The sequence below is a fragment of the Acinetobacter sp. ANC_7635 genome, from assembly GCF_056779945.1.
The window spans coordinates 1-291 of the sequence record NZ_JBWYIS010000046.1 but is presented as its reverse complement, the minus strand read 5'-3'; the positions used below and the strand labels follow the sequence as shown (position 1 = coordinate 291).

Below are 291 nucleotides of genomic sequence, written 5' to 3'. Positions count from 1 at the left end.
GAAAGTCGTAGTCGCTTTCGTTGCTTTGCATGATGAAGGGTCGGATGTCGTATTGTTGTTGCAATCCACTGTGGTCTAGGCTGAGGCTCGATGCAAAGAGTGGGCTTTTGTTTTGCCATTCTTCAAAGAGGATTTCGACCACTTCGACCACGGATTTGTTCATAAATACGCGACTGTTACGGCGTTTGTGCCAAAGTGAAGTTGCATCGTTGAGCGTGAGTTTGTAGAGGGTCAGTGCCCCATCGCTTTGTCCTTGTGAGGCTTCGGTAATGATGCCAGTGGTTCTAAACA

At 47.8% G+C, this 291-nt stretch carries 1 protein-coding gene; it reads right to left on the bottom strand.

The genetic code is table 11. The features are described from left to right. The coding region (locus tag AC1M89_RS14815) for a phage late control D family protein (protein ID WP_481614403.1) at window positions 1-291 on the bottom strand (291 nt) is incomplete at both ends.